Genomic DNA, 23,791 nt, shown 5'->3' with positions numbered 1-23,791 from the left:
CCGATGATCGGATGAATTGCCGGCGAAGCCGCGGGCGGGGCAGCGGCTTCGGCGAGTGTCTAGCGGGGCGGGGCGGTGGAGGCGCGGACCACGAGCTCGGGGCTGAACAGCAGCTCGCCCTTGGGCACGTCCTGGTTGCCGACCAGGGCGACGATGCTGCGCGCGACCGCCTTGGCCAGGCGGTCGACGGGCTGACGGACGGTGGTCAGCGGCGGGTCGACGAACTCCATGATCATCGATCCGTCGTGGCCGACGATCGAGACGTCCTCGGGCACTGACAGGCCCTGGCGGCGCACCGCCCTGATCGCCCCGAGCGCCATGTAGTCGCTGGCCGCCACGACCGCGGTCGCGCCCTGGGCGAGCAGCTCGGCGGTCGCCGTCTGGCCGCCCTCGATGGTGTAGTACTGCCGCACGACCAGCGCGTCCGCCACGCCGCGCCGCCGCAGCGCCGTACGGAAGCCCTCGGCCCTGCGGTCGGCGACCTTGTTGCCCGAGGGCCCCGAGGCCAGCCCGATGCGGCGGTGGCCCAGCGCCCACAGATGGTCGACGGCCAGCTCGGCCGCCATGTGGTCGTCGGTCGACAGCACCGGCGCGTCGTGCCCCTCGAAGCCGCCGTTGACCCCGACGAACGGGATCCGCCGGGCCGCCAGCACGTTGTAGGTCTCGGGGTCGGCGCTCTCCAGCGTGTTGCTGGCCGACAGGAACACCACCCCGGCGACGCCGTGGTCGGCCAGCGCGGTGACGAACTCGCGCTCCTGTATCCCGCCGGGCAGCGCGGGGCAGAGCACGCCTTTCAGTCCGTGCGGCGCGAGCGCGCCCTCGATCAGCTCCGCGACGTCGGCGAAGAACGGGTTCGACAGCTGGGGCGTGATCACCGCGACGAGGTGGCCCCTGGTGGAGCGCTCGTAGCCGAGCTCGGCCATGGCGCGCTCGACGGCCTCGCGGGTCTTGGCCGACACGCCGGTGCGCCGGTTGATGACCCGGCTGACGGTCGCCTCGCTCACCTCGGCCCTCGCGGCCACCTCGGTGATGCCGATCTTCACGGGTTACCCTCCAGAACAGCCATCCCGGAAGCCGGTACGTTCAGGATGCCCAAGCCGGCCGGGATCTGCGCGGCCGACGGCTCGATCCTAGAGCCCTCGGCGTCGTGGACCCGCCTCACGGCGAACCCCTCCCCCGCGACCTCCACGACGAGCCTGTCCGAGGCCGTGCCGTTGACGACGGTGATCTTCCTGAAACGCCCGTCGAGGGGAACCACACGGTCCGCGGTCACCGTGATCACACACTCGTCGCCGCGCTCGGCCCGCACGACCGGGTACAGCTCGTCGGGCCGCCCCGGCTCGATCTCGCCGTCCAGCAGCAGCGGCCGCAGCTCGCGCCAGCGCTCCAGCCAGAACGCCACCATCCGCCGGTGCGCCGGCGGCAGCTCGCCGATCCTGGCGGAGATCTGGGGTACGGCGTGCAGCGTGCCGATCAGCTGGCGCGCGGCGCTCCGCGTGGACCCGGCGGGGTCCCACATGAGCATGTCCCCGTGCACGGCGCCGCCGGCGGCGCGCAGCGCGATGTCGATGGTCCGCACCCGGTTGGCGACGGCGTCCGCCGGGCAGTCGTCGGCGCGCAGCATGTTCCCCAGTGGCGTGCCCGGTGCCACGTACGGCTGGCGGAACTCGATCAGCGCCTCCGGCCCGAGTTCGGCGGCCAGCTCGCTGAGCAGGTCGTGCATCGCGGCGCCCACGCCGTCACCGTAGACCGTGGCCCGATCGAGGAAGTCCAGCTTCAGCCCGTCAAGCCCGTGGTCGCGCACCAGCCGGACACACAGCTCCACCACGTGCCTGCGCACCTCGGGCAGCCGCGGGTCCAGCACCCGGGCGCCCGGCACACCGCTGTGCAGCGGAGCCAGCGGCGACAGCGCCTCGAAGCACTCGGCCTGCGGCCCGAGCAGCAGCGGCGCCACCCAGATCAGGTACTTCAGCCCGATCTCTTGCACCCGGGCCACATGCCCCGCCAGGTCCGGAAATTTCGTCAGATCGGGCCGCCAGTCCCCCACACCGGCGTATCCGCGGCCGGTGCCCAGCTCCTGCCACCCGTCGTCCAGGATGAGCGCCCCGCAACCCAGCTCGGCGGCCAGCCTCGCCTCCGCCTCGACGGGCTCGGCGGCCACGTCCTGCGAGAAGCCGTACCAGGTCGAGTAGACGGGCACGCGTGCCCCCTCGGGCACGGGCCGCTCCTGCGGCGCCCGCCGCAGGCCGCGCATCGCCGCGGCGACGCTCGGCGCCTGCGGCGCGAAGGCGATCCGGTACGGCGAGCGTCCGGCCGGGACGTGCAGGTGGACCACGAAGGTCTTGCTCTCCTCCGAGACCCCGTAGCGCATCACGACCTCCGGCACCGGATCCAGCGCCGCGAAGGCCAGCATCGAGGCGCCCGAGCTGTCGTACAGGCAGCCGGCCGCCGCGCCGCGCACCAGCGAGACGTGCGCCAGCCCGGCCCAGTCGGCCACGATCGTGCGGTTCCACCACGCGTCCGGGTGCCAGAACCCGACGGCGTCGCCCAGCGGCACCGACAGCCGGATCTCGGCGGCCTCCGCACAGTGGATCTCCAGCCCGCCGTCGCGCAACTCCCAGGTGGCCGACTCCGGCAGTACGGCCAGCCGTACTGAATCCAGCAGCCACTCGGTAGGCGCGGGCACGAGCCCGGCGGTCGTCACGCTCACTCTTTCACAGCTCCCGCGAGAAGTCCTGACACGAAGTGTCGTTGAAGAAGGAGGAACAGGATGGCCATGGGGATGGCGGCGACGGCGGTCCCCGCGAGTATCTGGCCGTAGTCGGTCTCGTTGGCGCCCTGGAGCGCGGCGATGGCCAGCGGGATCGTGTAGGCCTCGCGCGTGCGCAGCGCGATGAGCGGCCAGACGAAGTCGTTCCACTGGTAGAGGAACAGATAGATGCCCAGGGCCGCCAGCGCGGGCCGCATCGGCGGCAGCACCACGCGCACGAACAGCCGCAGCTCGCCGCAGCCGTCGACGCGTCCGGCCGACAGCAGCTCGTCGGGCAGCGCCGACATCGACTGCCGCATCAGGAAGATGCCGAACGGCAGGGCCAGGTTGGGCAGGATGATCGCCTGGTAGGTGTTGAGCCAGTCCAGCGACAGCATCATCTTGAACAGCGGCACCAGCGTGACCTGGCCGGGGATGACCAGGCCGAGCATGAGCAGGCCGAACAGCGCCTCCTTGCCGCGGAAGGCGTGCTTGGCGAAGCCGTACCCGGCCATCGTGCACACCAGCCCGGCCAGCAGGGTGTAGATCGTGGCGATCAGCGCGGAGTTGAGCACGACCCGGCTGAAGCCGATGGTCGACTCCAGCTTGGCCAGGTTGTCCAGCAGGTGCGCGCCGGGCAGCAGCGGGGGCGGGCTGCCGAAGACCTCCTCCGTGCTGCGGGTGCTGCCGACGATCAGCCAGTAGAACGGCACCAGCACGACCGTCACCGTGACCAGCAGGAACGAGGTGAGCATGATCCTTCGCGTCACGCCTTCTCCCTCAGGAAGCGGAACTGGACGACGCCGAGGATCCCGATGATCACGGCGAGGGCGTAGGCGATCGCGGAGGCGTAGCCGAAGTCGAAGAACTTGAAGCCGTTGTTGTAGAGGTACAGGCCGACGGTGACCGTGCTGTTGTCGGGGCCGCCGTTGGTCATGACGAACGGCTCGTCGAAGAGCTGCAGCGTGCCGATCGTGGACATGACGAGCGTCAGCAGGATGACCGGCCGCAGGCCGGGGATCGTGACGTGCCTGAAGCGGTTCCACGCGCCGGCGCCGTCCACGGCGGCGGCGTCGTAGTGGTCCTGCGGCAGTGCCTGCAGCCTGGACAGGTAGATCACGGCGTTGTAGCCGGTGTAGTGCCAGGTCAGCGCCAGGCCGATGGCGATCCTGGCCCACAGCGTGTCGGTCAGCCACGGGACGGGGTCGGCGCCGAGGAGCCCGAGGAACCAGTTGACCAGGCCCGACTGGGGGTTGAGCAGGACCGCGAACAGCATGCCGTACGCCACCAGCCCGGTGATCATCGGCAGGAAGAAGCCCAGGCGGATGAGGCCCTTGAAGCGCAGGACCGCCGAGTTGAGCGCCACGGCCAGGCCGATCGCCAGGGCCAGCATGACCGGCACCTGGACGACCAGGATGATCGCGGTGTTGCCCAGCGCCTTCCAGAACAGCGGGTCGGTGAGCAGGCGCCGGTAGTTGGCGGTGCCCGTGAAGGTCTGCAGCGCGCCGTCGGTCCTGAACAGGCTGAGCCAGAACGACCACGCGATCGGGTACAGCTTGAAGATCGCGAACAGGACGAGCGCGGGCAGCACCCACAGGTACGGCGCGGCCTTCATCCCGTTCAGCCCGCGGCGCCCGTGCCGCCCCGCCCGCAGTGCCGCGGGCTCGGCCGCGGTCACCGTGGCCGTGGTCATCGCTCGACCTTCCTGCCCGTCTGCTGGGCGAGCAGGTCGGCCGCCTCCTTGAGCGCCGCGGCCGGGTCGGCGCCCTTGAGCAGGACCTTGCTCTGGGCGTCGTCGACGGCCTTGAGCGCGCGCGGGTAGTCGGCGGTGTAGTTGGTGACGTAGGAGGGCTGCTTGAGGGCGTTGAGGAAGATCTCGCCCTTCTTCTGCCCGCTGAAGAACGCCGACGACTCGTGGAAGACCGGGTCGTCGTAGGCGGACATGAGGGCGGGCGCGATGCCCTTCCCCTTGTAGATCCTGACCTGGCTCTCCGGCCGGGTGAGCACGAACTCGGCGAAGGCGTAGGCGGCCTCCCGGTACTTGCTGGTCCCCGCCACGGCCAGGTGGGTGGAGTTGACCGTCGCCGACACCTTGCCGCCCTGCGTGACGGCGGGTGGCAGCCGTACCTTCCACTTGCCCTTCTCGGCGGGGACGGTCTCCTCGATGATGCCGCCGAACCAGGTGGGCATCGCCTGGACCGCGACCGAACCCTTCTTGATCGAGCTGATCATCGTGTTCCAGCCGCCGCCCATGTCGGCGACCAGGCCGGCGTCGTTGAGCTTCTTGATGATCGTGAGGGCGGCGAGCGCCTGCGGCGTGTCGAGCGTGATGTTGCCCTGCATGTCGAAGTAGAAGCTGTCCTGCAGCTGCATCAGCGTCTGGAAGAGGTTGGCGGAGTCGGCCTGGGTGGCGGCCTTGTTGATGCCGACCAGCTGGACGCCGGTCTTCTGCTTGAGCTCGATCCCCGCCGCGATCACCTCGTCCCAGGTCTGCAGCGCCTCGCCGTCGATCCCTGCCTTGTCGAACAGGTCGGCGCGGTAGTAGAAGCCGGCCGAGTTGGCCTCCCAGGGCAGCGCGTAGACCTTGCCGTCGCGGCTGACGGTCTCCCACATACCCAGGGCGAACTCGCCCTTGTGCCGGTCGGCGCCGAGCGGCACCAGGTCGGCCAGCCCGCCGGGGAACTTCTCGATGTAGGCGGGCAGGTAGTCGACGCCGATGTGCAGGACATCGCCTAAGCCCTGGCCGCCCGCGGCCATGCCTGCGGTGATCTTGTCCCAGATCGCCGGGTTGCCGATGTCCTGGATGTCGACCTTGATCCCCGGGTACTGCTTCTGGAAGTCGGGGACCAGCTCCTTCATCATCGCCGCCGGCCCCTGCCAGCTCCAGACGGTGATGCTCCCCTTGGCCGCCGTCCCGGTCGGCCCCACCGTGGCGGGCGCCGTGCCTCCTCCCCCGCCGCCGCATGCGGTGAGCGCGGCGCCTCCGGCGGCCAGGGCGCTGAGCTGGAGGAAACGGCGGCGGTCGAGGTTGGCCATGGTCGGTCTCCTGGGGGTTCAGAGATGTTGGCCTGACGCGCCGAGACGCTAATCGCGATTCCACCCACTTGCAAGCCTGCAACGAAAACTTTCAGGCAGTCATTGACAGCCTGCCGACAGCAGGATGAAATAGCGGCAATCCAACAAAACTACACATCGGTTGGGAGACTTCATGTGCGGATGCGTTGGGATGGACACAACAATGCCCGGGAACGCACCGCGCTCCCGGGCATCGACTCACTCGGCTACTGGGTGTGGGTGCTCCAGTAGTCGTCGGCGGCCTTCTGGATCGTGTCCAGGACCTGCTGGAGGCTGTCCGGCTCGCCGACGAACTTGCCGAAGCCGTCGAGGGCGGCCGTCAGCACCGGCGGGGGCGTGGCCTCGAAGTAGCGGTTGACCAGGCGGTACTTACCGCTGCCCGCGTCCTTGGTGACCTGGCCGAGCGCCTCGTCCTTGATCTCGACCTTGGGGTTGGCGCTCACGTCTCCACGGCTGGTGGCCCAGGCCTCCTGCGCCTTGTCGGTGGTCCACCACCTGAGGTACTTCGCGCTGGCGTCGGGGTCGGGGGCCTTGGCCAGCGAGCACAGCGGGCCGCTCTCGAAGATGATCGAGGTCTTCGGCAGCGCCGGGTTGAGGTTCGGGATGACGAAGAAGCCGTAGTCCGTCCCTGCCTTGAGGTCACGCTGCGTCATGCTGGTGTTGAACCAGGTGCCGAAGGAGACCATCGCGGCCTTGCCCGTCTTGAGCAGGTCCGCCGGGTCGGTCTTGTCGCCAGGGTTGACGAAGTAGCCGGCGTCGATGAGCTGCTTCCACTTCTGCATGACCGCGACCACGCCGGGGTCGGTGTACTTGGCCTTGCCGGTGGAGAGCCTGTCGTACAGATCCGGGTCGCTGCCCGCCAGCAACTGCTCGAACCAGACGAAGGAGAACAGCACGCTGGTGTGGTAGAAGGGCGTGACCTTGTTCTTCTTCAGGGTGTCGGCGATCTTGACCAGGTCGTCCCACGTGGTCGGGGGTTGCAGGCCGTACTTGTCGAAGACCTTCTTGTTGTAGAACATCCCCCAGTAGGCGACGTTCAGCGGCACGCAGTACTGCTTGCCGTCCACGGTGTAGTACGGCTGGAGATCCTGCGAGAGGTCGCCCGCCTTGACGGCCTCCTGCCAGATGGCGGAGGTGTCGGCCACCTGCTTCTGCTTGACGATCTCCTCGAGCTGGCCGCCCGTGGTCCAGGTGAACAGGTCGGGTTTGACGTTCGTGCGGAACGAGGCCTTGATGAAGGCCTGGTAGGTCGGCTCGTCGGTGTAGCCGACCGGTTTCATGCCCAGGCCGATCTGCTGCTTGGACAGGGTGCCCATCTGCTCGAAGTACTTGCTCCAGGCGCCCTTGTCGTTGTAGAGCTTCAGCTCCGTCTTGGCGGCTTGCTTCGGGGCGGTGCCGGCGGAGGAGCATCCCGCGAGGGCTAGGCAGGTGACGATGGCGGCGAGTGACCGGATCACGCGCGGCCTCCTGTTCGGTTGGGGGCCCGATGGTGAGTGATCTAATCACTTGATGTCTCGGGTGTCCATAGCCGCGGGGACCACGGCTCGCCGCGCGGTTTCCCGGTAGTCGCGGGGCGTCATGCCGTACTTGTCCTTGAAGAGGCGGGCGAAGTACGACTGGCCGGAGAAGCCGCAGCACTGGGCGATCTGCCCGATGCCCTCGGTCGTGGTGGTCAGCAGCAGGGCGGCGTGCTCGAGCCGGCGCTCGACGACGAAGGCGATGGGGCTGCAGCCGTAGTGCCTGCGCATCGAGCGGGCCAGGTGCCCGGGGCTGACCGCGGCCAGCGCCAGCAGGCGGGGCAGCCCCTCGCGCAGGTTCTCCTCGCGGCTCATCGCGACGCGCGCCGACACCAGCCAGCCGGGCCGCCGGTCGAGCGCGCTGCCGTCGGCCCCCTCGAGCAGCGGTACGACCGCCGACCACAGCCTGACCAGGTCGAGCATCCGCGGCACGCCGGCGCCGAGCGCGCGGGCGAACTCCGCGCCGACCTGCCCGCCAGGGTCGGCGCGCGCGGAGAGCGGCAGCTCGCGGCGGTCCCACTCGGGCAGCCCGACCAGGTCGGCGAAGACCCGCCAGCGCTCGCTCGGAAAGGCGATGTTGATGAAGCGCATCCCCCCGGCCGTGGCCGAGAACTCGTGCCGGTCGTGCGGCCTGACCAGCACCACGTCGCCCGCGATCAGCGGCTGCTCGGTCTCGCCGACCCGCTGCGCGCCCGCCCCCGTCGTGACGAAGACCAGTTCGTGGAAGTCGGCGTGGCTGTGCGGCTCGGGCCGGTCGCGACGGCCGCCGCTCACCGGCACCAGGGCCGCGTGGTACGGCAGGCCGGCCGCGAACTCCACCCACCGCAGCACGGTCGACATGTCAGGAAATTAATACTTATGGAGAGGCGAGTTCTAGTAACGCCCTGCGGAAAGGCCGAAGAATCCGAATCGACGCCGATCCGCAGAGGAGCACATGTGATCGCCGACTACGACCGCGACGGCTACACGATCTTCCGCAACGTCATCGACCAGGACCTCATCGCCGAGGCCGGCGCCCACGTCGAGTGGCTGCAGGCCAAGTACCCCGACCGCCTCGGCGAGGACCTGGCCACCGAGCTCGTCGCCGACGACCCCTTCTGGGTGCGGCTGGTCAGCGACGAACGCCTGCTGGACCTGGCCGAGCTGTTCGTCGGCCCGGACATCGCGCTGTTCGCCTCGCACTACATCAGCAAGCCGCCATTCTCCGGCAAGCCGGTCCTGTGGCACCAGGACGGCGCGTTCTGGCCGCTCGACCCGATGCGCGTGGTCACGCTCTGGCTGGCGGTCGACGAGGCCACCCCGGAGAACGGCTGCCTGCGGGTGATCCCCGGCTCGCACCGGCAGGACCTGCACGAGCTGCGGCAGCGTGACGACATCGACAACGTGCTCGGCTCGGAGAGCGCGGTCACGGTCGACGAGTCGCAGGCCGTGGACCTGGTGCTGGCGCCGGGCGACGTCGAGGTCCACCATCCCAACATTCTGCACAGCTCCAACGCCAACACCTCGCCCAGGCGCCGGTGCGGGCTGACCATCCGCTACATCCCGACCTCGACCCGGATCACCAGCGAGCAGCAGCCGTTCGTCTCGGCGCTGCTGCTGCGCGGGGATCCGGGGGTGAACCTCTACCAGCCGTTCCCGGCCTATCGGGAAGGTGAGCACATGCCTTTCAAGGGATTGACTGTCAAATGATTTGATAATTAAATGGGTTGAGTGAATCCCAAGGTCTTCTACAACGTCGGCTATCGCGTGGCCCGGATGCCCTGGGAGATCGGGCCCCGGACCGAGCTGGTCTCGCTCGTGACCTCAGGGCGGCTGCGCTTCGCCGCCTACCTGATGAGGCGGGAGGCGTGATGACGCTGGTCGCGATCGTGCTGTCCTGGCTCGGGCTGGTGGTGCACAACTTCGCCGACCTGCCCGGCCAGACCCTGCTCAGCCCCGAGACCGCCATCCCGACCGCCGGCTACGTGGTGGCGGTGCTGCTGTGGTGGCGCTTCAGGCGGGTCATGTCCTGGGTGCTGCTCGGCTGGGGCTGGCTGCAGCTGGTCGGCGGCGGGATCATCAGCGTGCTGCCGCTGCCGTTCCTGCCGTTCGACCCGGAGCAGACGCTCTACCACTACGCCTTCCATGTCCTGTACGGCGCGCTGCAGGTGCCGTTGCTGATCATGCTGACCCGGTATCTGCGCGGCCGGTGATAGCCTGGCCGAAATCATGGACAACCTCGCGCGGTCGCTCACCAACGAACTGCTCGACCTGAGCAGCGCCATCGACCTCATCGGCAGTGCCGCGGCCGCGCGGCTGGGCATCAACCAGACCGACCTGATCTGCCTCAACCTCCTGGTGCGCAACGGGCCGATGAGCCCCGGGCAGCTCGCCTCCGCGCTCGGCCTGACGAACGCGGCGATCAGCGCCATGGCCACCCGGCTCGAGGTGGGCGGCTACGCCCGCAGGGAGATCGATCCGAAGGACAGGCGGCGGGTGCTCATGCACGCCTCCCCCGCCGGGGCGAGCCAGGCCTTCGGCCTGTTCGACGACTTCTACGAGGCGACCACCGAGCTGTACGCCTCCTCGAGCGAGGAGGAGCTCCACGCCCTGGTGGAGCTCCTCGCCCGCTTCCGTCAGGTCATCACCGACCACGCCGCCAGGATCCGCTCCGGCGAGTGAGGCCCTGAGTCACGAACGCCTGCTGTCAACGGCAACGATCAGTACGGTGACCAACGCCAGGCAGGCGCCGATCCACGTGACCGAGGTGATCCCGGCGCCGGCGTCGAGGGCGATCCCGGCCAGCCCCGGCACGAGGCTGATGCCGAGCTGGAAGGCGGAGACCGTGGTGGCCCCGGCCAGCGTCGGGGCGTCCTTCGCGATGGTGAAGACCCGCCCGTAGATGGCCGGGTTCAGGATGAATCCGGCGACCCCCAGCAGCAGGACGCCGGGGACGACGGCCCACGCGTTCCGCGCGAGGACCCCGAGCAGCGCCGAGCAGAGCGCGATCCCGGCCGCTCCGATCAGGAGCGCGCGTGCCGGCCACCTGTCGGCGATCCTGCCCCCGATCGAGAGCCCGGCGAACGCGCCCACCCCGAACAGCGTGAGGATCGCGGGCACCCACACGCCGGGAATCCCGGTGACGCCGGTCAGGAACGCCGCGAGGTAGTTGAACACGATCATGTAGGCGGCCGTGCTCAGGATCGTGACCGCGTAGACGACCCACAGGCGCGGCCGCCTCATCGTCCTCAACTCGCTCCGCACGCTGAGCTCGCCGCTCGCGCCGGTCGCCGGGAGCGCGGTCGCGATCAGGATCGCCCCGAGGAGGGTCAGGGCGACCACGCCCCAGAATCCGCCCCGCCATCCCGTGAAATAGCTGAACAACGCCCCAGCCGGGCCACCGGCGATCATGGCCAGACTCAGCCCGCTGACCACCACTCCCGAAGCGCGCGCGGTCCTGTCGGGCGTGACGAGCCCGATCGCGGTGACCGCCGCCACCGCCCAGTACCCCGCGTACGCAAGCCCGCACACGAACCGGGTCACCAGCAACACCGCATAGCTGTCGGTCACCAACCCGAGCGCCACGCAGGCGGCGAACACCACCTGGGTGCCGACGAGCGTGGCGCGCCGCGGCCAGCGCAGGGTCATCACGGCCAGCGGCGGCCCGCCGACCACGACCCCCGCGGCGAACGCCGAGATCAGCGCCCCCGCGGAGGACAGCGAGATCTCCAGGTCGTCCGCCATCGCCGGCAGCACCCCCGCGAGCAGGAACTCCGCACTCCCCATCGCGAACAGGCTGAACGCGATGAGGTACACCCCCCATGGCAATCTGGTGCCTCTGGTCGCCTCGATCATGGCGATCACCTCCGGCGCGCCATGCTGGGCCTCCCTCCTTCGATGCGGCAACTTCCATTGCTGTTTCCGGGATATCCACTCGCCCGGGCATGCCGGAAGAGATCACCATGACCGGATGAACACCCCGTACCGCCAGATCCGAGCCAGGCAGACCGCCGAGACGATCACGGTCTACCAGGCGTACGGCCCGGCGATCGGCGGCCCGGCCGGCGCGACGGGCCGCTTCCCCGCGGCCTTCAAGCGGGACCGCATGACCTGGATCAAGCCGTCCTTCATCTGGATGATGTACCGGTGCGGCTGGGCGACCAAGCCCGGCCAGGAGCACGTCCTGGCCATCGAGATCCGCAGGTCCGGCTTCCTCTGGGCGCTACGCCACAGCGCCCTCAGCCACTTCGACTCGTCGGTGCACGCGACCCGCGAGTCCTGGGAGCGCACCCGCCACCAGCCCGTACGCCTCCAGTGGGATCCGGAACGAGACCTCCACCTGAACCGCCTCCCGCACAGATCCCTCCAGATCGGCCTGTCAGCCGAAGCCGTCCACCTCTACCTCACCACCTGGATCACCCAAATCACCGACATCACCCCCCAAGTCCACAAGATCCGCGACCTGATGGCCTCCGGGCAAGACTCTCGATCCCTCCTTCCCCGCGAAACTCCCCTGGAGCTCCCCGAGGACGTCGCCCTTTCCATCGGCTGTGCCACCCGGCCTCACGCGGGGTGAGTCGGGTTCATACCGCGATGGGGAAGTCCGTGGTCCGGCGTAGGGATTCCGCGGCGCTGCTGAGCATGTTCGTCGCGTGGCCGAGCAGGGGGTTCGGGTCGGCGGCACGGCACACGGTGAAGACCCTGCGGACATGGGAGGGATCGCCGAGCCGGAACACGCACACATCGTGCGACTCGATCATCGCAAGCTCCGGCACGATCGCCACTCCCAGCCCTTTGCGCACGAGCTCGAAGGGCAGGTTGTAGTCGTTGGTGCGGAACAGCACGTCGGGGTCGAAGCCGCTGGCCGCGCAGATGTGCGACAGGTTGAGCGAGGCGTCCATCCCCTCGGTGTAGGAGATCCATCGTTCGTCGGACAGTTCGCCGAACTGGATGCGTTTCCTGGCAGCCAGCCGATGACCGGTCGGCACGAGCACGTAGAGCGGCTCCTCCATGATCAATGTCATGGTCAGGTCCTTGGCCCAGTGGTGCGGCACCATGCCGTACTCGAAGACCACGGCCAGATCGAGCCGCCCCTCGTTCACGGCGGGGATCGTCCGGTGCGGATCTCCTTCCTCGTAGCGAATGTCCACGTTGGGACGGTCGCGGAGAAACTCGGCCAGTACGGCGGGCACCAGCCGGAATCCGGCGGACCAGAAGCTGCCGAGCCGCAACCTGCCCCGTTGCGCGGTGGCGAAGGAGCGCATCTCCTCCTCGGCCGCCTCCAGATCGGCCAGCAGCCGGGCGGCCTTGCGCGCCAGCTCGGCCCCGGCCGCCGTGGGCCGGATGCTGCGCGGCAGGCGCTCGAACAACTGGACGCCCAGGGTCCGTTCCAGCGAGGAGATCTGCTGCGAGATGGCCGAGGGGGTGAATCCGAGGCGCTTGGCCGCGGTCCTGAGCGAGCCGGTGGCGACCACCTCGCGGATGGCCCGCAACTGGATCGGAGTAAGCATCGATCCAACTTAACAGTTCGACTGTTTGCATCACCAGATCGCGACTGTCATTGCAGGGACGACATCGATCGTGATGGCCTCCAACTGGTAATGATCAAGAGTGAGGATAAGGACGACTGAACAGTATGTGCGCGAACGCGCGTGCTCGCTCACCTTGCCGTATCAGAACGGACCCCCATTATTGGTGCTTAAGGAACCAGCACTAAACCCGAGAGGGGGTGTCCTGCACCATGCGGTTCACCCAAGCAGCCGCCGCATTCGGCCTGGCGGGACTCCTGTCCGTGACAGCCTGCTCAGCGGGAGGCACGTCCCAGGCGGCCGCCCCGGCACAGCAGAAGAGCCAGGAGCTGTACGGCCTGCTGCCCGACAAGATCAAGAAGAGCGGCACGCTGAACATCGCGGCGGGTCACAACTATCCGCCTCTGGTCTTTCTCGACACGGACAACAAGACGGTCATCGGGCTCGAGCCCGAGCTGATGAAGGCCATCGGCCAGGTGCTCGGCGTCGAGGTGACGTTCAACCAGGCCAGCTTCGACAGCCTCATCGCCGGCGTTCAGGCACGCCGTTACGATCTGGCCATCCAGGCGATGCTCGACAAGCCGGAACGCCGCGAGAAGGTCACCTTCGTCGACTACTTCAAGACCAGCAGCTCCCTCCTGGTCCAGGACAAGGACGCTCAGACGGTCCGGTCGCTGGAGGATCTCTGCGGCAAGACCACAGCCGTCGAGCAAGGCACCGCCCAGGCCGACGACGCCGAGCAGCAGAACAAGAAGTGCGCGGCCGCGGGCAAGCCGGCGGTCCAGGTGCTGGTCTTCCCCGACACGGTCGGCTGTCTGCAGGCCGTCTCCACCGGCCGGGCCAACGCCTTCATCGGCGGTACGCCCACCATCACCTACCAGGCCGCCCAGTCCGGCGGGCGGATGAAGCAGGTGGGCCAGCCCTACCGCTTCCTGCCGTACGGAATCCTGGTCAACAAGGAAGATCAGACTCTGGCTGAGGCCATCCAGAAGGCTCTGCAGAAACTGATGGACAACGGCTCCTACGCCAAGATCCTTTCCAAGTGGCAGATGTCGTCAGGCTCGCTCGACAAGGCCGCGATCAACGGCGGCGAGTCTTGACCGTGACACAGGAGACCACGCGCCCGGCCTCGCAGGCGCAGATCCAGGCGGTTCCGCTCCGTCATCCCGGGCGATGGGTGGGCGCGGGTGTCCTCGGCTTCCTGGCGATCTTCCTGCTTCAGGGGTGGCTGGCCAATCCGCGCATGCAGTGGGAGGTGGTCGGCGAGTACGTCTTCTCCCCCGCCGTCCTGCGCGGGCTGGCCACCACGCTGGCGCTCACAGTGCTCGCGATGATCGTCGGTATCGCCGGCGGTGGCGTACTGGCGATCTTGCGTATGTCCCCCAACCCCCTGCTGGCAGGGCTGAGCGCGTTCTACATCTGGATCTTCCGTGGCACGCCGTTGCTGGTGCAGCTGCTGTTCTGGTACTTCCTGTCAGCGGTGGTGCCGAAGATCGGGCTCGGTGTGCCCTGGGGGCCGACGTTCGTGGAGTTCGACACCAACCAGATCATCACCCAGCTGACCGCGGCGGTGCTCGGCCTCGGGCTGCACGAGGCGGCCTACATGGCCGAGATCGTGCGCGCGGGGATCACCTCGGTCGACCCAGGCCAGACGGAGGCGGCCCAGGCCCTGGGCCTGAGCCGGTTCCAGACCCTGCGCAAGGTCGTCCTCCCGCAGGCCATGCGCGTCATCATCCCGCCGACGGGCAACCAGGTGGTCTCCATGCTCAAGACCACGTCACTGGTGTTCGCCATCGCCGTACCGGAGCTCCTGACCTCGATCCAGGGCATCTACTCCAGGAACTTCCAGCAGGTCCCGCTGCTCACCGTGGCGTGCTTGTGGTACCTCGTGGCCACGACCGTTCTGAACGCCGGGCAGCACTACATCGAGCGCAGGTTCAGCAGATGAAGACTGTCATCCGCGCGGAAGGCGTGCACAAGCGTTACGGGACGCTCGACGTGCTCAAAGGCATCGACCTGGAGGTCACGCAGGGAGAGGTGTTGGCCCTGGTAGGGCCGTCGGGGTCCGGCAAGTCCACCTTTCTGCGCTGCATCAACCACCTGGAACGCATCGACGCCGGCCGCGTGTATTTCCGTGACCGCCTGATCGGCTACGAAGAGCGTGACGGAAAGATCCACGAACTGCCGGACACGGCGATCGCGGCGCAGCGGGGCGAGATCGGGATGGTCTTCCAGCGCTTCAACCTCTTCCCGCACATGAACGCGCTCGAGAACATCATGATGGCGCCGGTCCTGGTCAAGAAGGAGCCGAGGGCCGAGGTGCGCGAGCGCGCCCACGACCTGCTGGCCAGGGTCGGACTGGCCGACAAGGCGGACAGTCGTCCGGATCAGCTGTCCGGCGGCCAGCAGCAGCGCGTCGCCATCGCCCGCGCGCTGGCGATGCGGCCCGACCTCATGCTCTTCGACGAGCCGACCTCCGCCCTCGACCCCGAGCTCGTCGGCGAGGTGCTGGACGTCATGCGCGACCTGGTGCGGGCGGACGGCATGACGATGATCATCGTCACCCACGAGATGGGGTTCGCCCGCGAGGTGTGCGACACCCTCGTGTTCATGGACGGCGGGGTCGTCGTGGAATCCGGGCCACCCGCCGCCGTGCTCGGCGACCCCCGGCACGAACGCACCCGGGCGTTCCTCAGCAAGGTTCTCTGATCCCCCGAAGGAAAGATCTCCACGTGTCCCGCGTCATCGTTCTCGGCGCCGGAGTCCTCGGTGCCTCCGTCGCCTACCACCTGGCCACCGCAGGCGCTCAGGTCGTCGTCATCGAAGCCGGCGGCCCCGCCGCAGGAACCTCCAGCGCGACCTTCGCCATGGATGTCACCCACCTGAAGACCCCGCGCACCTACTACGAGCTGAACCGCGACAGCGCCGCCCTGCACGCCAGGCTGGCCGAGGATCTCGGTGGCCCGTCCTGGCGGCATCCCATGCCCGCGATCCAGTGGGGCGACAGTGACGAAAGCCAGCAGGGGCTCAGGGAACGGGCCCTGCGCCTCAAGTCATGGGGGCATCCCTGCCGCATCGCCGACCCGTCCGAGCTCCGCGAGCTCGCCCCCGCCGTCGATCCCGCCGCCTGCACGGCCCGCGACATCGTGATCCACGACCAGAGCGCCTGGTACGACGCGCCGCTCTTCGTCCAGCGCCTGCTCGACCGCGCGGCCACGCTCGGCGCCGACATCAGGTACGGCTTGCGCGCGCAAGCCCTGATCCGCCGCGGCGAAACGGTCACCGGCGTGGAGACCGGCACCAGGCGCTGGGAGGCCGACTGGGTGGTCAACTGCACGGGGCCGGACGCCGACCGCATCGCCGTGCTCGCCGGGACCGACCTTCCCATGACCCGGATCCCCGGACTGGTGGGGGAGAGCACACCCATCCCCGGTCTTCGGCTCGGCGCCATTCTGGCCACGCCCGAGGTGGACCTGCGTCCCGCCCCAGGAGACCGGATCTGCTCCATCTCCTGGCCCGTCGACGCGCTGCTGCCCGGCCAGAGCGACGATGCCCTGGCAGACCGGCTGCACGCCGGCGGCCAGCGCGTCCTTCCCGCGCTGCGCACAGCCCGGCTGGCGGGCGCGCGCCTCGGAGTCCGGCCCGTGCCCGCGGACGGCCTGCCGCTGGTGGGCCCGCACCCCGACGCCCCCGGCCTGTACCACCTTGTCACCCACAGCGGGGTCAACCTCGCGCCCGAACTCGGCCGCCTCGCGGCCCAGGAGATCATCGAGGGCAGCGCCGAAGAGCTCACCTCGTACCGCGTGACCCGGACGATGGCGACGTCGGTACGGGACGAGAGCCTGACGCTCATGACCACCCGCTAGCCGTTAATAGGTCGACGGGCCGGTGAGGCCGATGGAACCATCGTCGAATGGACGAGATCGAGGCGAACGTCAGGCTCGCCATCGACAAGCTCGGCCCGCTCAGCGACGTGGACTTCGGCGTCAACCAGGAGTCCGTCGAGTGGGTCGAGGGCTTCATCGAGCGCCGGCGCACCCGGCCCGGCTTCGACCCGGAGCAGATCGACGGCCTGGTCGGGGTGCTCGGCTCGTTCCTCGGCGCCTGCGTCGCCGCCGCCACGGGCGGCTCGTGGCAGTGGTCGGAGGACGACGGCTGGGGCGTGCACCTGCCCAACGGCAGCGTCGCCTTCCCGTTCGCGAAGGTGCGCAAGCAGTTCCGCGACGGGCTCGAGGGCGGCGAGTCGATCGCCTCCTTCTACCGGATCGCGGTCGAGTTCATCGCGACGGGGAAGCTGCACGACGAGCAGCGAAAGCACCGTTGAGCAGGCGTACGGCGCGGCCGTCAGGACCGATGACGAAGGCCAGGTCCCACATGTGGTTGCCGGTGAAGGCGTCGTCGGCGGGCAGGAAACGGTGCTCGCCCAGCGGGAGCAGATCCGTCTCCACCGACGGCAGCCGGACGTGCAGCCGCCCGTCCGCGCCGGTCACCTCGTAGCGCGAGTCGTGGGACTCGTAGGTGCCGACGTACAGCTCGGGTGAGAAGGGCGTGGCGGGATCAGGGGTCGGCAGCGGCGGCTTGGCGATGCCCAGCTCGGAGCGCATCACCTCCCTGATCACCGCGTCGGCGAAGGGGTAGCCGCGGTCGGCCACGTTGACCACGGTCGCCACGGCCAGGTCGTGCTCGGGAACCCACAGCAGCGTCGAGGACCCGCTGGGCGTGGTGCCGCTGTGGCCGTAGACGCGCACGCCGTCCCAGATCTTCAGGTAGGGGCCCAGGCACCAGTGGTCGGCGAAGCAGCGTGCGGGCACGTCGACCTGCGGCGTCAGCATCTGCTCGACCGCGGCGGGCGGCAGCACTCCCCCGCCGCCGCGCAGGAACAGGCGGCCGAAGGCGACCAGGTCGGTGGCGCTGGCGCAGAGCGTGGATCCGGCCGGGCCGAGGCCGCGGGAGAAGAAGAACGGCCGCACCGGCTCGCCGCCCGCGTGCCCGACCGCCACCCGGTGGTAGAGCAGGTCGTCGGCCACGCTGGCGGTGTGGGTGAGCCCGGCGGGGACGAGCAGCAGGTCGCGCAGGGCCTCGTCCCAGCTGCGGCCGGTGCGCTGCTCGACCAGCAGGCCGGAGACGACGGTCGAGGCGTTGGTGTAGCCGAACCCGGCGCCCGGCTCGTGGATGGGCGGGATGTCCGCGAGCAGGTCGACGTAGTCGGCCACGGTCGCCACGTCCACGTAGGGCCCGTTGTCCAGGCCGCTCGTCATCGACATGAGGTGCCTCGGGGTGATCGCGCCCAGCACCGGCGCGTCGAGGTCGATCCCGAGCAGCATGACCAGCGCGGCCGTGTGGACCTTGGTCGTGGAGCCGATCTGGAACAGCGTGTCGTCGGTCACCGGGGTGCCGAGCTCGGCGTTGGCCAGCCCGGTCGCGTAGGAGCGCACGGTGTCGCCCCTGGCGACGGCGACCTGGGCGCCGACGACGCCGAGCGACGCGGCGAGCTGCTGGATCATCCGGTCCATGGGGTCTCCTAACCGAACAGCGACGAAGGGTCGAAGGGGACCGGCGCGAGCCGGTACCCGGACGGCGGCGTGACGCCGAGCAGGTGGCGGACGAGGTAGTCCCAGCGCCGTCTGGTCACGTAGTGCTCGAAGCCGATGAAGGCGTGCTCGGCCCCCGGCACGATCAGCAGGTCGAAGTCCCTGTCGGCGGCGATGAGCCGCTCGACGAGCCGCATCGTCAGGTGCGGCGTGACGTTGTCGTCCAGCTCGCCGTGGACGAGCAGCAGCCTGCCGCGCAGCCGGTCGGCGAACTCGGGGTTGGCGGCGCGGGTGTAGGCCTCGGCGTCGTAGGGGCCCTGGTAGCTCTCGCCCCACAGCGCGTGGTAGAGCCGCTGGTCGTGGTTGCCGCATTCGGCGACGCCGACCTTGAAGACGTCGGGGTGGTCGAGCATGGCCCTGACCGTGGCGAAGCCGCCGCCCGAGCGGCCGAAGATCCCGACGCGTTCCAGGTCGAGCCAGGGTCTGGTGGCGGCGAGCTGCCGCAGGGCCGCCACGTGGTCGTCCAGGTGGCCGGCGGTTTCCAGCGCGCCGTAGGAGGCGTCGTGGAAGTCCTTGCTCCTGCCCGGGGTGCCGCGCCCGTCCAGGGCGAGTACGGCGAAGCCGAGCGCGGCCACGGCCTCGGCGTCGTAACCGTACGTGCCGGGGTCGAAGGTGGGCTGGACCCGGTTCATCTGGGGTCCCGGGTAGGGGTGGTCGACGACCGGGTAGGAGCCGGCGGGGTCGAAGCCGTGCGGGAGGTACAGCAGGCCGTACAGGTCTGTCTCGCCGTCGGCGGCCTTGACCCGCACGCGCTCGGGCGGCCGCCAGCCCGTCTCGAGCAGCCCGTCGATGTCGGCGCGTTCCAGCTCCACCAGCACCTCGCCGTCCCAGCCGCGTACGGTCACCACCGGCGGGACGCCCGCGGCCGAGGCGGAGTCGACGAAGCAGGAGCCGTCGTCGGCGACGCTCACCGCGTGGTCCAGGTCGTCGTCGGTGATGCGGGTGAAGCCGGTGCCGTCCAGCCCCACCCGGCACACCTGCCGCAGGTAGGGGTCGTGGGGCACCAGCCCGGCGGCCGTGAAGTAGACGCCCGACGCGTCGGCGTGCAGCAGGTCGGTCACGGACCACTCCCCCGCGGTCAGCCGGACGAGCCGCTCGCCGTACAGGTAGAGGTGGCCCCAGCCGTCTCGCTGCGAGTACCACAGCACGCCCTCGGGGATCACCTTCACGATCGGGCGGTGCGCGAACTGCTGGGTGGCCTCGACCCTGGTGCGTCCGCTCTCCACGACCAGCGTGCGCACCTCGCCGGTGCCGGGGTCGAGGCGGCGCAGGCGCAGCGTACGCAGGTCGCGCGAGTGCTCCAGGTAGTGGACGGCCTCGTCCCACCACAGCCTGCCGAGCGAGATCGGCGACAGGTACGGGATCAGGATCGGGTCGGCCTTGGCCCGCACCGCGGTGCGCGTCGCCACGTCGAAGACGACCAGTTCGCCGCGCGGCAGCACCTCGTCGCCGGGCAGCGGGTAGCGGTAGGTGTGCAGCACCGGCCGGCCGCCTCCGGGGGGCGCGCTCTCGACCAGGTGCATGGGCAGCACGCCGCGCTGGTCGAGCCGGTGCGTGACCAGCCTGCGCGAGTCGGGCGACCACAGCACCACGGGCGGCAGGTACGGCAGGCCGAGCCGGCGGGCCAGCGTCCGCATCGCGGCGGAGTCGGGGTTGACGCCATAGGCGCGCTCTTGCGTGCCGTCGGTGGTGAGCGAATGTTCGAGCCCTGTTTCCAGCTCGCGCAGCCACAGGTCGTGCCCCTTGCGGAAGGCGGCGTAGCGGCCGTCGGGCGAGACCACGTCGAGCGGGCCGCGCGCGGGCAGCTCGGTGAGGGCGTAGGTGCCGAGCTCGCAGCGCCACCGCTTGCCGTCGGCGTCGAGGTCCACCGCGCCGTCGGCCAGCGCGATCGACGTGGGCAGGCCGCCGAGGACGGCCGCCAGCCGCTCGTGGTCGAATGCCGGGGCCCTGGTGCGCGCGGCCGGGTCGACGAGGTGGAAGCGCCCCTCGGAGCGGTACCAGAACCGGCCCTGGTCCCAGACCGGCCTGACCTTCCCGCCACGGACGAGCCTGTCCCTGTTGTGGCCGAGCAGCAGTTCAGCGGTGCGGTATCTGTCGCTCATGTCGGTCATGCCATGAAACGTACATGTACAGTACGAGATACGCTTGGTAGGCGACCACGAAGATGCACGCCAGGATTGGGGAACCGGACATGCCAAGAGCGCCGCGGGGAAGCCTCAGTCACCGGCTGATCGTGGAGCGGGCGATCCGGCTGATGGACGACGAGGGGCTCGAGGCGGTGACCGTCCGGCGGCTGGCCCAGGATCTCGGGGTGCGGCCGATGGCGCTCTACACCTACTTCCGCGGCAAGGACGAGATCCTCGCCGCGCTCTACGACCACCTGCTCGCCGGCCTGGAGCTGCCCGACTCGCCCGACGCCGGGCTCGACGGCGTCAGGCGGGTCATGACCGGGTACTTCCGGCTGCTGACCGAGCACCGGGCGTTGATCAAGGCGGGCTCGGGCGGCGAGGCCGACCTGCGGCTGAGCGAGGTGATCTACATGCTGCTGCTGGGCACGGGGATGGACCGCAGGACCGCGGTGGGCGTGGCGGCCAGCCTGGTCAGGTTCACCGTCGGCAGCGCGGCCCTGTATCAGGAGCGCAGCGCCTGGGACGCGGACGCCGACCACTGGAGCAAGGTCCGCTCGTCCCTGCGCGACCTGCCCGCCGACCGCTACCCGATCATGCGCTCCTTCGGCGACGACCTCCCGGAGTTCACCCAGCAGCAGGCCTTCGAGTTCGGCGTCGACCTCATCCTCCGCGCCGCCCAGCTCCCCTAGCGCTCTCCGGGGGCGCAGAGGGCGTGATCGACGAGGGCGCGGGCGGCGCGGTCCTGGGCCTGCTGGGCCTTGCTGAAATGCAAGGTGAAGGCGGCCGTGGCGGCGGCGCGGGAGCCGTCGGGGGTGACGCCGCTCTCGGAGACCGTGCCGAAGCTCGTCCCGCCGTGGAACCAGATGCCGTCGGGGCAGCCGGGCACCGGGCGCCAGGCGATGCCGAGGCCGTACCTGACGCCGGGGACGTCGATCCAGTCCTTGGCCTCGACCGTCTGCTTCATCTGGGCCAGCTGGGCCGGTCGCAGCAGGCGGCCGCCCATGAGCGCGCGCAGGAACACCGCCAGGTCGTGCGGCGTGCTGACGATGCCGCCGTCGGCGCCGTTGACGGCGAACAGCGAGGTGTCGACCGGGTCCCCGGCTCCGGGGAAGTAGGTGTAGGCCCTGGCCGTGGGTTCAGGGACGTAGGCGGAGGTGCCGGGCGTGAAGGTGTGCCGCAGCCCGAGCGGCTCCAGGATGCGCCGGTGGATCTCCTGCGCCCAGGGATGTCCCGTCACCTTCTCGATGATCATCCCGGCGAGGACGTAGTTGGTGTTGGAGTAGCTCCAGCCGGGCCGGGCCGGCTTCCGCACGGCCCGTTCCACCAGCCGGCGCGGCGGGTAGGAGGTGAAGCGGTTCTTCAGGTAGCCCTTGGGGGTGAGGTCCTGGGCGATGGGCAGGTCCTCGAGGTAGTCGTGCAGGCCGCTGGTCTGCCGCAGCAGGTCCTCGACGGTGATGCGCCGGTCGGGGACCAGGTCGGGCAGCCACTTGCCGACCGGTTCGGTCAGCGCGAGCCTGCCCTCGCCGACGAGTTGCAGGGCAACGGTGGCGGTGAAGGTCTTGGTGTCGCTGCCGACGCGGTAGTAGGCGTTCCACGGGACCGGGCGGCCGGAGCCCAGCTCGGCGACCCCGCTCCTGGCGGTCCGCGCGCCTTGCGGGGTCTGGACCTCGGCCAGGACGCCGGTCGCCTTGATCGCGCCCACGTCTTGCTGCAGCGGGCCCGCCGTACTCATCACGAGCGCCATGACCAGGGCGGCGATCACTTGTCCTCCTTGCCGCAGTCGACGTCCTTGGCGGGGAGCGGCCCGCCTGCCAGGTAGGAGTTGACGAGCCTTTCCGCGCACAGGCTCGGCTCGTAGCCCTCGGCGCGGCGGGTGTAGACGCCGTGGGCGCGCAGGTCGGCGGTGACCAGGCGGGAGCCCGCCAGCTTGCGGTGCAGGGCCAGGGCGCCGTCGTAGACGGTGTTGACGTCGCGGCGGGCCTGCACCATGAGAACGGGTACCCGGTTGCCGATCCGGGTCCCTGACTCGCGCGGCCGCAGCGGCCAGTAGGCGCACGGGGTGATGGCGTTGGCCAGCGCCCCGAAGACGGGCTGGGTGGCGCGGCTGCGCTGGATATCGTGCCAGTAGCGTTCCTGGCCGCGGGGCCAGCCGCCGGCCGGCCAGCCACCGTCGTCGCACAGCACGGCCAGCTGGCCGGCCATCCACCGGTCGGCCACCGGCCCCTTCATGGACAGCAGCTGGAGCATCCGGGCCAGCGCGGGATCGGGCGTGACCTTCTTGCCGTCCGCGGCGTCGACCAGGTCGCGGACCGTCCTGGCCAGGGCGTCGTTCTCGTCCTGCTGCTGGATCAGCTGCGACAGCACCAGGGGCAGCCGGTGCTCGTCGACCGTGGCGTCGCCGACGCGGATGGGTTCGCGCGCGGCGCGCTCGAGCAGCCGGGTGACCGTTGCGCGCACCTGGGCGCCGGTGCCGCCCAGCCCGTAGCCGTGCTTGGCCGTCCAGGCGGCCCACTCGTCCAGGCCCGCCTCGCTGCGGGGGCCGGTGCGCTGGAACAGCTCGTACTGGGTCGCGTCAGGGTCGGTCGAGCTGTCCAGGACGAAGCGGTCGACCCGGTCGGGGAAGAGCTGGGTGTAGACCGCGCCCAGGTCAGCGCCGTAGGACACGCCGTAGTAGGACAGCTTCGGCTCGCCGAGCGCCTCGCGGATGGAGTCCATGTCGCGGGCGACGTTCCTGGTGGTGGCGTGGGGCAGCACATCCGCGCGAGCTCCGCAGCGCTTGGCGATGTCGCGCACCTGCCGTGCCGCCTGCTCGAACCCGGCGCGCTCGAAGCCGGGCGAGCCCTGCCACACCTGGCCGCTCCCCGTACCGCAGGTGATGGGCGTGCTGTCGCCGATGAAGCGCGGGTCGAAGCCGATCAGGTCGTACTGGGCCGCGACCTGCTTCATGGCCGGGCTCAGGCTCGCCGCGAACGCCAGCCCCGGTCCGCCGGGCCCGCCGGGATTGGCCAGCAGCACGCCCCTGCGGTGCTTGGCGTCGCTCGCCCGGACGCGCGAGATCGCGATCTGGATGGTACGGCCGGCTGGGTCGCCGTAGTCGAGCGGCACGGTCACCTTGGCGCATTCGGCCGCCAGATCCTGAGGGCACGGACCCCAGGTGAGCGTTTCGTGAGAGGCGGGCGGCGTCAGGCTCAACGCGGCCGCAAGAGTGAGGTTCATCAACACG

24 protein-coding genes are annotated in these 23,791 nt (G+C 69.8%); 11 read left to right on the top strand and 13 right to left on the bottom strand.

The annotated features are described in order from the left end of the window. Nucleotides 1–59: 59 nt before the first annotated feature. The 7 genes from KIK09_RS28875 to KIK09_RS28845 all read right to left on the bottom strand — a co-directional run bounded on the left by KIK09_RS28875 (nucleotide 60) and on the right by KIK09_RS28845 (nucleotide 8,181). A complete protein-coding gene (locus KIK09_RS28875) occupies nucleotides 60–1,043 on the bottom strand; it encodes a LacI family DNA-binding transcriptional regulator (RefSeq protein WP_308164343.1) in 984 nt (327 codons plus the stop codon). Then, nucleotides 1,040–2,704: a glycoside hydrolase family 36 protein gene (locus tag KIK09_RS28870; RefSeq protein WP_214322536.1), complete on the bottom strand. Its 1,665-nt coding sequence runs from the start codon at nucleotides 2,702–2,704 to the stop codon at nucleotides 1,040–1,042. The genes KIK09_RS28875 and KIK09_RS28870 overlap by 4 nt, the downstream gene beginning before the upstream one ends. 2 nt (nucleotides 2,705–2,706) lie before the next feature. After that, nucleotides 2,707–3,519 carry a carbohydrate ABC transporter permease gene (locus KIK09_RS28865; protein WP_308164342.1) on the bottom strand — a complete coding sequence of 271 codons (813 nt, stop codon included), beginning with the start codon at nucleotides 3,517–3,519 and terminating at the stop codon, nucleotides 2,707–2,709. Continuing rightward, on the bottom strand, nucleotides 3,516–4,442 hold the full coding sequence (locus KIK09_RS28860; protein ID WP_250573954.1) for a carbohydrate ABC transporter permease: 927 nt from the start codon (nucleotides 4,440–4,442) through the stop codon (nucleotides 3,516–3,518). The genes KIK09_RS28865 and KIK09_RS28860 overlap by 4 nt, the downstream gene beginning before the upstream one ends. Next, nucleotides 4,439–5,785 (bottom strand): ABC transporter substrate-binding protein, encoded by a 1,347-nt coding sequence (locus KIK09_RS28855; RefSeq protein WP_214322535.1) that lies wholly within the window; start codon nucleotides 5,783–5,785, stop codon nucleotides 4,439–4,441. Before KIK09_RS28855 ends, KIK09_RS28860 begins: the two co-directional genes overlap by 4 nt. A gap of 245 nt (nucleotides 5,786–6,030) precedes the next feature. Then, nucleotides 6,031–7,281, bottom strand: a complete 1,251-nt coding sequence (locus KIK09_RS28850; RefSeq protein ID WP_214322534.1) for an ABC transporter substrate-binding protein — start codon at nucleotides 7,279–7,281, stop codon at nucleotides 6,031–6,033. Between the two features lie 45 nt (nucleotides 7,282–7,326). Further along, nucleotides 7,327–8,181 (bottom strand): helix-turn-helix transcriptional regulator, encoded by an 855-nt coding sequence (locus tag KIK09_RS28845; RefSeq protein WP_214322533.1) that lies wholly within the window; start codon nucleotides 8,179–8,181, stop codon nucleotides 7,327–7,329. A gap of 96 nt (nucleotides 8,182–8,277) precedes the next feature. Here KIK09_RS28845 and KIK09_RS28840 point away from each other — a divergent pair, with 96 nt between their 5' ends. From KIK09_RS28840 to KIK09_RS28825, 4 genes are read left to right on the top strand one after another with little or no spacing between them, the layout of a single operon-like run. Further along, entirely contained in the window at nucleotides 8,278–9,030 is a 753-nt protein-coding gene (locus KIK09_RS28840) for a phytanoyl-CoA dioxygenase family protein (protein WP_308164341.1), read from the top strand. A gap of 21 nt (nucleotides 9,031–9,051) precedes the next feature. After that, a complete protein-coding gene (locus tag KIK09_RS28835) occupies nucleotides 9,052–9,192 on the top strand; it encodes a hypothetical protein (protein ID WP_214322531.1) in 141 nt (46 codons plus the stop codon). Then, nucleotides 9,192–9,533, top strand: a complete 342-nt coding sequence (locus KIK09_RS28830) for a hypothetical protein (RefSeq protein WP_214322530.1) — start codon at nucleotides 9,192–9,194, stop codon at nucleotides 9,531–9,533. Before KIK09_RS28835 ends, KIK09_RS28830 begins: the two co-directional genes overlap by 1 nt. 16 nt (nucleotides 9,534–9,549) lie before the next feature. Next, complete coding sequence (locus KIK09_RS28825; RefSeq protein WP_214322529.1) at nucleotides 9,550–10,002, top strand: MarR family winged helix-turn-helix transcriptional regulator; 453 nt, start codon at nucleotides 9,550–9,552, stop codon at nucleotides 10,000–10,002. 9 nt (nucleotides 10,003–10,011) lie between these two features. Here KIK09_RS28825 and KIK09_RS28820 read toward each other — a convergent pair whose 3' ends face one another. Beyond that, nucleotides 10,012–11,175 (bottom strand): MFS transporter, encoded by a 1,164-nt coding sequence (locus KIK09_RS28820; protein ID WP_214322528.1) that lies wholly within the window; start codon nucleotides 11,173–11,175, stop codon nucleotides 10,012–10,014. Between the two features lie 115 nt (nucleotides 11,176–11,290). On the opposite strand from KIK09_RS28820, the gene KIK09_RS28815 reads away from it, so the two are divergent. After that, nucleotides 11,291–11,896 (top strand): DUF4291 domain-containing protein, encoded by a 606-nt coding sequence (locus KIK09_RS28815; RefSeq protein WP_214322527.1) that lies wholly within the window; start codon nucleotides 11,291–11,293, stop codon nucleotides 11,894–11,896. 7 nt (nucleotides 11,897–11,903) lie between these two features. On the opposite strand, the gene KIK09_RS28810 is transcribed toward KIK09_RS28815, so the two are convergent. Then, nucleotides 11,904–12,830, bottom strand: a complete 927-nt coding sequence (locus tag KIK09_RS28810) for a LysR family transcriptional regulator (RefSeq protein ID WP_214322526.1) — start codon at nucleotides 12,828–12,830, stop codon at nucleotides 11,904–11,906. 230 nt (nucleotides 12,831–13,060) lie between these two features. Between KIK09_RS28810 and KIK09_RS28805 the strand changes: the two genes are divergently transcribed. Genes KIK09_RS28805 through KIK09_RS28785 form a run of 5 tightly spaced genes read left to right on the top strand, consistent with a single transcriptional unit; the run spans nucleotide 13,061 to nucleotide 17,172 of the window. After that, the gene (locus KIK09_RS28805; protein ID WP_214322525.1) at nucleotides 13,061–13,948 is read left to right on the top strand and encodes an ABC transporter substrate-binding protein; all 888 of its coding nucleotides are present in this window, start codon (nucleotides 13,061–13,063) and stop codon (nucleotides 13,946–13,948) included. A gap of 2 nt (nucleotides 13,949–13,950) precedes the next feature. Further along, a complete protein-coding gene (locus KIK09_RS28800) occupies nucleotides 13,951–14,796 on the top strand; it encodes an amino acid ABC transporter permease (RefSeq protein WP_214322524.1) in 846 nt (281 codons plus the stop codon). After that, nucleotides 14,793–15,557, top strand: coding sequence for an amino acid ABC transporter ATP-binding protein (locus tag KIK09_RS28795; protein ID WP_214322523.1), 765 nt, complete (start codon nucleotides 14,793–14,795; stop codon nucleotides 15,555–15,557). The genes KIK09_RS28800 and KIK09_RS28795 overlap by 4 nt, the downstream gene beginning before the upstream one ends. Nucleotides 15,558–15,580: 23 nt before the next feature. Then, nucleotides 15,581–16,714, top strand: a complete 1,134-nt coding sequence (locus KIK09_RS28790; protein ID WP_214322522.1) for an NAD(P)/FAD-dependent oxidoreductase — start codon at nucleotides 15,581–15,583, stop codon at nucleotides 16,712–16,714. A 47-nt stretch (nucleotides 16,715–16,761) separates the two neighbouring features. Then, nucleotides 16,762–17,172, top strand: coding sequence for a hypothetical protein (locus KIK09_RS28785; RefSeq protein WP_214322521.1), 411 nt, complete (start codon nucleotides 16,762–16,764; stop codon nucleotides 17,170–17,172). Here KIK09_RS28785 and KIK09_RS28780 read toward each other — a convergent pair. Continuing rightward, entirely contained in the window at nucleotides 17,126–18,361 is a 1,236-nt protein-coding gene (locus KIK09_RS28780) for a serine hydrolase domain-containing protein (protein ID WP_214322520.1), read from the bottom strand. The genes KIK09_RS28785 and KIK09_RS28780 overlap by 47 nt on opposite strands. An 8-nt stretch (nucleotides 18,362–18,369) precedes the next feature. Further along, nucleotides 18,370–20,550: a S9 family peptidase gene (locus KIK09_RS28775; protein WP_214322519.1), complete on the bottom strand. Its 2,181-nt coding sequence runs from the start codon at nucleotides 20,548–20,550 to the stop codon at nucleotides 18,370–18,372. An 80-nt stretch (nucleotides 20,551–20,630) separates the two neighbouring features. Here KIK09_RS28775 and KIK09_RS28770 point away from each other — a divergent pair, with 80 nt between their 5' ends. Next, entirely contained in the window at nucleotides 20,631–21,257 is a 627-nt protein-coding gene (locus KIK09_RS28770) for a TetR/AcrR family transcriptional regulator (protein ID WP_214322518.1), read from the top strand. Here the strand turns inward: KIK09_RS28770 and KIK09_RS28765 are convergent. Then, a complete protein-coding gene (locus KIK09_RS28765; protein ID WP_214322517.1) occupies nucleotides 21,254–22,330 on the bottom strand; it encodes a serine hydrolase domain-containing protein in 1,077 nt (358 codons plus the stop codon). The two genes, KIK09_RS28770 and KIK09_RS28765, sit on opposite strands and share 4 nt — an antisense overlap. Continuing rightward, complete coding sequence (locus tag KIK09_RS28760) at nucleotides 22,327–23,784, bottom strand: alpha/beta hydrolase (protein WP_214322516.1); 1,458 nt, start codon at nucleotides 23,782–23,784, stop codon at nucleotides 22,327–22,329. The genes KIK09_RS28765 and KIK09_RS28760 overlap by 4 nt, the downstream gene beginning before the upstream one ends. Nucleotides 23,785–23,791 lie beyond the last annotated feature (7 nt).

The organism is Nonomuraea sediminis, from assembly GCF_018531495.1.
Classification (GTDB): domain Bacteria; phylum Actinomycetota; class Actinomycetes; order Streptosporangiales; family Streptosporangiaceae; genus Nonomuraea; species Nonomuraea sediminis.
The sequence above is the reverse complement of the archived record's forward strand: the minus strand, read 5'-3'. Positions and strand labels throughout refer to the sequence as shown.

What these genes read in the sequence shown, in the direction of transcription:
- KIK09_RS28760 (WP_214322516.1), bottom strand. Translation starts at nt 23,784, where the DNA reads ATGAACCTCACTCTTGCGGCCGCGTTGAGCCTGACGCCGCCCGCCTCT.
- KIK09_RS28795 (WP_214322523.1), top strand. Translation starts at nt 14,793, where the DNA reads ATGAAGACTGTCATCCGCGCGGAAGGCGTGCACAAGCGTTACGGGACG.
- KIK09_RS28830 (WP_214322530.1), top strand. Translation starts at nt 9,192, where the DNA reads ATGACGCTGGTCGCGATCGTGCTGTCCTGGCTCGGGCTGGTGGTGCAC.
- KIK09_RS28820 (WP_214322528.1), bottom strand. Translation starts at nt 11,175, where the DNA reads ATGATCGAGGCGACCAGAGGCACCAGATTGCCATGGGGGGTGTACCTC.
- KIK09_RS28780 (WP_214322520.1), bottom strand. Translation starts at nt 18,361, where the DNA reads ATGGACCGGATGATCCAGCAGCTCGCCGCGTCGCTCGGCGTCGTCGGC.
- KIK09_RS28855 (WP_214322535.1), bottom strand. Translation starts at nt 5,785, where the DNA reads ATGGCCAACCTCGACCGCCGCCGTTTCCTCCAGCTCAGCGCCCTGGCC.
- KIK09_RS28860 (WP_250573954.1), bottom strand. Translation starts at nt 4,442, where the DNA reads ATGACCACGGCCACGGTGACCGCGGCCGAGCCCGCGGCACTGCGGGCG.
- KIK09_RS28770 (WP_214322518.1), top strand. Translation starts at nt 20,631, where the DNA reads ATGCCAAGAGCGCCGCGGGGAAGCCTCAGTCACCGGCTGATCGTGGAG.
- KIK09_RS28845 (WP_214322533.1), bottom strand. Translation starts at nt 8,181, where the DNA reads ATGTCGACCGTGCTGCGGTGGGTGGAGTTCGCGGCCGGCCTGCCGTAC.
- KIK09_RS28810 (WP_214322526.1), bottom strand. Translation starts at nt 12,830, where the DNA reads ATGCTTACTCCGATCCAGTTGCGGGCCATCCGCGAGGTGGTCGCCACC.
- KIK09_RS28825 (WP_214322529.1), top strand. Translation starts at nt 9,550, where the DNA reads ATGGACAACCTCGCGCGGTCGCTCACCAACGAACTGCTCGACCTGAGC.
- KIK09_RS28785 (WP_214322521.1), top strand. Translation starts at nt 16,762, where the DNA reads ATGGACGAGATCGAGGCGAACGTCAGGCTCGCCATCGACAAGCTCGGC.
- KIK09_RS28815 (WP_214322527.1), top strand. Translation starts at nt 11,291, where the DNA reads ATGAACACCCCGTACCGCCAGATCCGAGCCAGGCAGACCGCCGAGACG.
- KIK09_RS28805 (WP_214322525.1), top strand. Translation starts at nt 13,061, where the DNA reads ATGCGGTTCACCCAAGCAGCCGCCGCATTCGGCCTGGCGGGACTCCTG.
- KIK09_RS28775 (WP_214322519.1), bottom strand. Translation starts at nt 20,550, where the DNA reads ATGACCGACATGAGCGACAGATACCGCACCGCTGAACTGCTGCTCGGC.